A 7,036-nucleotide genomic window follows, 5' to 3' on the forward strand; every position below is an offset into this window, starting at 1 on the left:
CGCCCTACCAGCCCAGCCATTCCGGCTTGCGCGGCAGGTTGACCGTGGTCACCTTCTCCAGCTTGATCGTCCCGTTGCTCACCAGCTCCTGCACGCTGCCGCCGCTGGTGTCGCCGGCGACACGCGAGCGGTAGAGCGCCACCTCCAATTGGCCGCGATGATCGGCCGGGGTGAAATTGGAAGGCGCGCAGACCCCTTCGAAGCCCTTCGGCGCCCAATCCTTGCGGGCGTAGAAGCCGTCGCGGATGCGCTCACCCGTCACCTGGCCGCCATTCGCCGCCGCCGTCTCCATCGCCTCGACCATCAGCATGGCGCTGCAGATGCCGGCGAGGTAATGCACCGGGCGATAGGCGGTGCCGGCGGCATCCGACATCTTGCTGATCGCCTGCACCTGCGCCATGCCCGGCGCCTGCTGGCCCCACACCGCCGCGGTGCGCACCGGGAAGACGACGCCATTCGCCGCCGTGCCGGCCGCCTTCATGGCGTTCTCGTCCATGCCCCAGACATTGCCGAGGAACTGCACATCGACGCCCGCCGTCTGGCAGGCGCGCAGCACCGAGATATTGGAACCGGCGGTGTTGCCAAGATAGGCGTAATTGGCGCCCTGGTTCTTCAGGGTGAGGCATTGCGCCGTGTAGTCGCCGGGTGTGAGCGCGAAGGTGACGGGCGGCAGCACCTCGAAGCCGAGCTCCTGCGCCAGCGCCTCGCCGGCTGCCTTGGGCGAGTTCGGGTAGGGGTGGTTGGCGCCCATATGGACGTATTTCGGCTTGCCCGGCCGCCCCTTCGCCTTCCAGTCCTCGGCCGCCCATTGCAGCATGGCGCGCAGCCCGTCGGAATAAGAGGGGCCGTAGAAGAAGTTGAAGGGCGCCGCCTCGACGCCCTGCCGGCCGGACTTGCCGCCGGCATCCGTCAGCGCGGCGGAATAGGAGCCGGAGATATAGGGGACCTTGTCGCGGGTGACGAAGCGCACCAGCGCCTCGGTATCGGCGGTGCCCCAGCCCATGATGCCGACCACCTTGTCGCGGCTCCAGGCCTGGTACTGGCTGACGGCACGCGGCGCCTGGTACCCGTAATCCGTCGCCATCCCGTTCACCGGCCGGCCGGCGACGCCGCCACGGCTCTTGTTCACCCAGGCGAAGGTGTCGTTGACGCCCTGCGAGAAAGGCGTGCCGACATCGCTGGTGCCGCCCGAGAGATCCATCAGATGGCCAAGGGGGATCGGCTGCGCCCCCGCTGCCGCCGGCAAGGCCAGGGCCGTGGCGGCCACCCAGCCGAAGATCTGCCTGCGCTTTGCCATGTCGTTCGTCCTCCCGTCCCGGTCAATGCGAATAGGGGTAGAGCTTCCAGTAGGCCTTCACCTGTTTCCAGCGATGCGCCAGCCCATCCGGCTCGAAGATGAGGAACAGGATGATGGCGGCGCCGATCGCCATCTCCCGCAGGAAGGAGACGGAATTGCCGAGATGCAGCGCCCGGTCGATGGCTCCCCCCGCCAGCGCATCGCCGGCGGCCTGCACCAGCTCGGGCAGCAGCACCATGAAGGCGGCGCCCATCAGGCTGCCCATGATGGAGCCGAGGCCACCGATGATGACCATGCCGAGGAACTGGATGGAGAAGAGGATCGTGAAGGCCTCGACGCTGACGAAGAGCAGGTAATGCGCATAGAGCGCCCCGCCGATGCCGGCATAGAAGGAGGCGATGCCGAAGGAGAGCGTGCGGTAATAGGCGAGGTTGATGCCCATCATCTCGGCGCTGAGATAATGGTCCCGCACCGCGACCAACGCCCTGCCGTCGCGGGTCCGCATCAGGTTGGCGGCGCCGGCATACATGACGATGACGGCGACCAGCACGACATAGAGGTAGCTTTCCTCCCGATCGGCCCGCCAGCCGAAGAGCTCGAAGGGCTCGGTGATGCGGCCGGCGACGCCGCCGGTGAACCACTGTGCCCGGGCGAAGAAGTCCTCCAGGATGAACTGCGCCGCGAGCGTGGCGATGGCGAGGTAGAGACCCTTCAGCCGCGCCGCCGGGGTGCCGAAGAGCAGCCCGACCAGGGCCGTCGCCACCCCGGCGAGCGGGATGCAGAGCACGACCGGGATGTGCCAGCTCTCGTGCAGCCAGGCGCTGGTGAAGGCGCCGAAGCCGAAGAAGGCGGCATGGCCGATGGAGATCTGGCCGGTGAAGCCGACCAGGATGTTGAGGCCGAGCGCCGCGATCCCCATGAAGCCGATATTGATCAGCAGGCCGAGCTCGTAGCGGCCGAGCGCGAGCGGCGCGCAGGCGACCAGCAGGATGCCGAGCCAGAGCGCGATGCGACTGTTCCGCGTCGGGAAGATCGTCATGTCTTCCCGGTAGCTGCTGCGGTAGTCGCCGGCCGGCGCGAGGTCCGCCATCAGACGCGCTCGATATTCTTGGTGCCGAACAACCCGTAGGGCTTGATCAGCAGGATGAGGATGAGGGCATAGAAGGGCGCGACGCCCACCATGTTGCCCCAGTTCAGCCAGTTGGCGTCGAGATACTGCGCCCAGTTCTCCAGCACGCCGACGATGAGGCCGCCCAGCACCGCCCCGACCACGCTGTCGAGCCCGCCCAGGATCACCGCCGGGAAGACCTTGATGCCGTAGAAGGAAAGCGACGAGGAGACGCCGTTCACCACGCCGACGACGACGCCGGCGACGGCCGAGACCACGGCCGAGATCGCCCAGGACATGGCGAAGACCTTGGGCACCGAGACGCCGAGCGACTGCGCCACCTGCTGATCGAAGGCCGTCGCCCGCATCGCCAGCCCGTGCTTCGAGGCGGTGAAGAACCAGGCGAAGCCCAGCATGATCAGCACCGAGATGCCGAGCGAGAGCAGGTAGACCGACTGGATCTCGAGCCCAAGCAGGTTCACCCGCTCCACCGGGAAGATCGGCGGGAAGGGCTTGGCGAAGACGCCGAAGATCCACTTCATCAGCGCCTGGAAGAAGATGCCGAGGCCGATCGTCGCCATGATGACGCTGATCACCGGCTCGCCGATCAGCGGCCGCAGCACCACCACCTGGAGGATCACGCCGAACAGGGTCATGAAGGCGAGCGTCACCAGGAAGCCGGCCCAGAAGGGAAGCTGCCATTCCGTCAGCAGCCACCAGCAGACCCAGGCGCCGACCAGGAGGAACTCGCCCTGGGCGAAATTCACCACCTGCGAGGCCTTGTAGATGAGCACGAAGCTCATCGCCACCACGCCGTAGAGCGCGCCGACGATGAGCCCGTTGAGCGTGAGCTGCAGCAGCAGCGATCCATCCATCGCGCCTACTCCGCCGCCTGTTGCAGGGCCGGACGCAGGGAGACGACCCGAAGCGTGGTCCGGATGCGCTGCCGCGTGCCGTCCTGGAAGGTGATGCTGGTGTCCACCGGGATCGTCGCGTCGCCGCGATACATCGCCTCGATGAGGTCGCCGTATTTCTGGTTGATCACGCCGCGGCGGACCTTGCGGGTGCGGGTCAGCTCCTCGTCATCCGCATCCAGCTCCTTGTAGAGCAGCAGGAAGTCGCGGATGCGCTGCGGCTCGGGCAGGCCGGCATTCACCTTCTCCACCTCCGCCTGCAGCAGCGCCGTCACCTCCGGCCGGGCCGAGAGGTCGGTATAGGTGGTGAAGGCGATCCGGTTGCGCTCGGCCCATTTCGAGACGATGGGGAAGCGGATGCAGAGCATCGCCGCCAGATGCGGCCGGCCATCGCCGAGCACCACCGCCTCCGCCACATAGGGCGAGAATTTCAGCTTGTTCTCGATGTACTGGGGCGAGAAGCGGTCGCCGCCGGCGGTGGTCGCCATGTCCTTCACCCGGTCGATGACGACGAGCTGGCCCGCCTTGTCGATATAGCCGGCATCGCCAGTATGCAGCCAGCCATCCCGCAGGTCGTCGTTCCCCGCCGCGCCGAAATAGCCGGCGAACATGTTCGGGTGCCGCGCCAGGATCTCGCCGATCCCGTTCTGGTCCGGGGTGTCGATCCGCGTCTCGATCTCCGGCGTGAAGGCGGTGCCGACCGTGTCCTGGTTCACCTCCCCCGGCCGGTGCACGGTGAAGGCGCCGAGCGTCTCGGTCTGGCCGTAGATCTGGCGCAGCGGCACGCCCATCGCCTGGAAGAAGCGGAAGGTGTCGGGCCCAAGCGCGGCGCCGCCGGTCGCGGCCGAGGTGAGGTTGCTGAAGCCCAGCCGGTCGCGCAGCGCCCGGAACAGCACCTGGTCGGCCAGGGCCGAGCGCCCGCCGCGGTCGAGCGCCGCCAGGCCCTGCCGCATGCCGAGGTCGAACATGCGCCGCTTGAAGGGCGAGGCGTCCATCACCCGCGCCCGCACCTCGGCGGCCAGCGCCTCCCAGACCCTCGGCGCGAAGAGGACGAAGCTCGGGCCGATCTCGCGGAAATCGGCCATCATCGTCTCCGGTTCCTCGACGAAGCTCACCTTCATCCGGGCCAGCAGCCCCCAGCCGAGGGCGTAGATCTGCTCCATGATCCAGGGCAGCGGCAGGACCGAGACATACTCGTCCTGCGGTCCCTTCGGATCAGCCTTGAGATAGGCAGCGCAATGCCGCACCAGCGCGCCGCCGGTCAGCATGGCGAGCTTCGGCCGCGCCGTGGTGCCGGAGGTGGTGCAGAGGATCGCCACCGCATCGCCCTGCGTCGCCGCGACCATGGCCTCCCACGCCGCGGGCGCCGCCGCATGCGCCGCCTCGCCCAGCCGCACCAGCTCGGCCACCGGCAGCAGGCGCGGATCCTCGTGCTTGCGCATGCCGCGCGGGTCGCAATAGAGGATGTGCCGCAGCGCCGGCAGCTCGGCGCCGAGATTGAGCAGCTTGTCCACCTGCTCCTCATCCTCGGCGATCACGGCCTTCGCCTCGGCGAAGCGCAGCAGGTAGGCGACTTCCTCCTCCAGCGCGTCGCGGTAGAGGCCGAGGGAGCGCGCGCCGATCGCATGCGCCGCGATCTCGCCCATCACCCAGTCCGGCCGGTTGTCGCCGATCAGCCCGATCACGTCGCCGGCGCCGAGGCCGAGCTGCCGCAGCCCCAGCGCGAAGGCCCGGGTCCGCGCCTCGTAGGCGGCCCAGGTGATGCTGCGCCAGATGCCGAATTCCTTCTCGCGCAGGGCGATCTCCGCCGGCACCGCGCGCGCGTTGCGATACAGCAGCTTCGGCAGGGTGTCGGCCTCGGTCATGCGACCGCCGGCTCGTCGACATCGTGGACCACCTCATCCGCCTCGCCGAGATAGGCGCGCCGGACATGCGGGTCGGCCAGCACCGCATCGGGCTGGCCCTCGGCGATCTTGCGGCCGAAATCGAGCACCATGACGCGGTGCGAGATGTCCATCACCACGCCCATGTCGTGCTCGATCATCAGGATGGTCATGCCCCATTCCTCGTTTAGGTCGAGGATGTAGCGGGCCATGTCCTCCTTCTCCTCGAGATTCATGCCCGCCATGGGCTCGTCGAGGAGGATCAGTTGCGGCCGGAGCGCGATGGCGCGGGCCAGCTCGACGCGCTTGCGCAACCCGTAGGAGAGCGTCCCCGCGAGGGATTTCCGCACATGCTGGATCTCGAGGAAGTCAATGATCTCCTCGACCTCCCGCCGGTTGCGGATCTCCTCCTGCTGCGCCCCGCCGAGCCAATAGGGCATGCCGGTCCAGAAGCCGTGCCGCAGCAGGTGGTGGCGCCCGACCATGATGTTGTCGAGCACCGTCATGTGGCCGAACAGCGCCAGGTTCTGGAAGGTGCGGCCGATGCCGATGCCGGCGCGGCGGCGGGTGGCCAGCCGGGTGATGTCGCGGCCGGCGAAGCGGATGCGGCCCTCGGTCGGGCGGTAGCGGCCGGAGATGCAGTTGACCATGGAGGTCTTGCCGGCGCCATTGGGGCCGATGATGGAGAAGACCTCGCCCTTACGGACCTCGAAGGAGATGTCGGTCAGCGCCCGCACGCCGCCGAAGCGCAGCGAGACATGCTCGGCGGCGAGGATGGCCGGGCCCGGCGCCCCGACGGCCTCCGCGGGATGCGGCGGCGCCTCAGGCCGCATGGCCCGCCGGCCCGGGGCCCGTCGCGGCAGCGCGCCTGCGCGATCCGGCGATCGCGCCGATGCGGCAGACATGCCTGTCCTGCTGTCGCACCATCCGTCACCTCCCGGCAGGGACTTTGGCGCCCTGCTGCAAACGAAGGTACGTTAGTTTCCGGATTGACCGCAAGCCGCGTGATGGCGAAATCTCCCCTGCCGAGGAAACGGCACAGGAGAGGCGATGGCCCGCATCACGGGCTCGAACGGCGCCCGCACGGCGGCGGCGATCCGGCATGCTGCGACGCGGCAGATCTATCGCCACGGCTTCGCCGCCATGAACCTGCGCACCCTGGCGGCGGAGGTCGGCATCCAGCCGAGCTCGCTCTACAACCATATCCGCAGCAAGCAGGCGCTGCTCGCCGATCTGATGCAGGCGCATATGGAGGCGCTGCTCGCCGCGACGGATGCGGCGCTGGCAGCGGCCGGCCCGATGCCGCTGGACCGGCTGCGGGCCTTCATCGGTCACCATGTGCTCTATCACATGGAAAGGCGCGAGGAAGTCTACATCGCCAATTTCGAGTTGCGGGCGCTGGATGCGGCGAATTACGGCCGCATCGTCGCGCTGCGCAGCGCCTATGAGCGCCGGTTGATGGCGCTGCTCGAGGAGGGGGTGGCCGCCGGCGAGCTCGTGGTCGACGACATCACGGTCACCGCCTTCGCCCTGCTGGCCATGCTCACCGGCATCTGCACCTGGTACAGGCCGAACGGGCGCCTCGACAAGGCGCGGCTCTCCGCCCTGCACACCGATCTGGCGATCGAGGGATTGCGGCGGCGCCCCTGCCCCCGCTCGGCGTGAAGGGGCCGGTCCTGCCGCCGGTCCCATGCGAACGGCGGTTGATGGGTCACCAGCAACGCCCCCCACACGCCGGGCGCGAACCTCCGGTTCGCTTGTGTCTTTGGCGCTGGGATAGAGACTTGGGCGCCGCCGGCTGGGGGCGCGCCCCCAGCCGGCGGACTGTCCGGGA

The 7,036-nt window shown here is 68.5% G+C and carries 6 protein-coding genes; 1 reads left to right on the forward strand and 5 read right to left on the reverse strand.

From position 1 onward, the window contains the following. Positions 1-4: 4 nt before the first annotated feature. From DOO78_RS24790 to DOO78_RS24810, 5 genes are read right to left on the reverse strand one after another with little or no spacing between them, the layout of a single operon-like run. Positions 5-1,297, reverse strand: coding sequence for an ABC transporter substrate-binding protein (locus tag DOO78_RS24790; RefSeq protein ID WP_111472578.1), 1,293 nt, complete (start codon positions 1,295-1,297; stop codon positions 5-7). A 22-nt stretch (positions 1,298-1,319) separates the two neighbouring features. Beyond that, a complete protein-coding gene (locus DOO78_RS24795) occupies positions 1,320-2,387 on the reverse strand; it encodes a branched-chain amino acid ABC transporter permease (RefSeq protein WP_111472579.1) in 1,068 nt (355 codons plus the stop codon). Continuing rightward, positions 2,387-3,280 carry a branched-chain amino acid ABC transporter permease gene (locus DOO78_RS24800; protein WP_111472580.1) on the reverse strand — a complete coding sequence of 298 codons (894 nt, stop codon included), beginning with the start codon at positions 3,278-3,280 and terminating at the stop codon, positions 2,387-2,389. Before DOO78_RS24800 ends, DOO78_RS24795 begins: the two co-directional genes overlap by 1 nt. 5 nt (positions 3,281-3,285) lie before the next feature. Next, positions 3,286-5,184: an AMP-binding protein gene (locus DOO78_RS24805; RefSeq protein WP_111472581.1), complete on the reverse strand. Its 1,899-nt coding sequence runs from the start codon at positions 5,182-5,184 to the stop codon at positions 3,286-3,288. Further along, positions 5,181-6,035, reverse strand: coding sequence for an ABC transporter ATP-binding protein (locus DOO78_RS24810; RefSeq protein WP_111472582.1), 855 nt, complete (start codon positions 6,033-6,035; stop codon positions 5,181-5,183). The genes DOO78_RS24805 and DOO78_RS24810 overlap by 4 nt, the downstream gene beginning before the upstream one ends. A 217-nt stretch (positions 6,036-6,252) precedes the next feature. Between DOO78_RS24810 and DOO78_RS24815 the strand changes: the two genes are divergently transcribed. After that, positions 6,253-6,867, forward strand: coding sequence for a TetR/AcrR family transcriptional regulator (locus DOO78_RS24815; RefSeq protein ID WP_111472583.1), 615 nt, complete (start codon positions 6,253-6,255; stop codon positions 6,865-6,867). The last annotated feature ends 169 nt before the right edge of the window (positions 6,868-7,036 follow it).

This window comes from Roseicella frigidaeris, assembly GCF_003258945.1.
Lineage (GTDB): Bacteria > Pseudomonadota > Alphaproteobacteria > Acetobacterales > Acetobacteraceae > Paracraurococcus > Paracraurococcus frigidaeris.

What these genes read in the sequence shown, in the direction of transcription:
- DOO78_RS24790 (WP_111472578.1), bottom strand. Translation starts at nt 1,297, where the DNA reads ATGGCAAAGCGCAGGCAGATCTTCGGCTGGGTGGCCGCCACGGCCCTG.
- DOO78_RS24795 (WP_111472579.1), bottom strand. Translation starts at nt 2,387, where the DNA reads ATGGCGGACCTCGCGCCGGCCGGCGACTACCGCAGCAGCTACCGGGAA.
- DOO78_RS24815 (WP_111472583.1), top strand. Translation starts at nt 6,253, where the DNA reads ATGGCCCGCATCACGGGCTCGAACGGCGCCCGCACGGCGGCGGCGATC.
- DOO78_RS24805 (WP_111472581.1), bottom strand. Translation starts at nt 5,184, where the DNA reads ATGACCGAGGCCGACACCCTGCCGAAGCTGCTGTATCGCAACGCGCGC.
- DOO78_RS24810 (WP_111472582.1), bottom strand. Translation starts at nt 6,035, where the DNA reads ATGCGGCCTGAGGCGCCGCCGCATCCCGCGGAGGCCGTCGGGGCGCCG.
- DOO78_RS24800 (WP_111472580.1), bottom strand. Translation starts at nt 3,280, where the DNA reads ATGGATGGATCGCTGCTGCTGCAGCTCACGCTCAACGGGCTCATCGTC.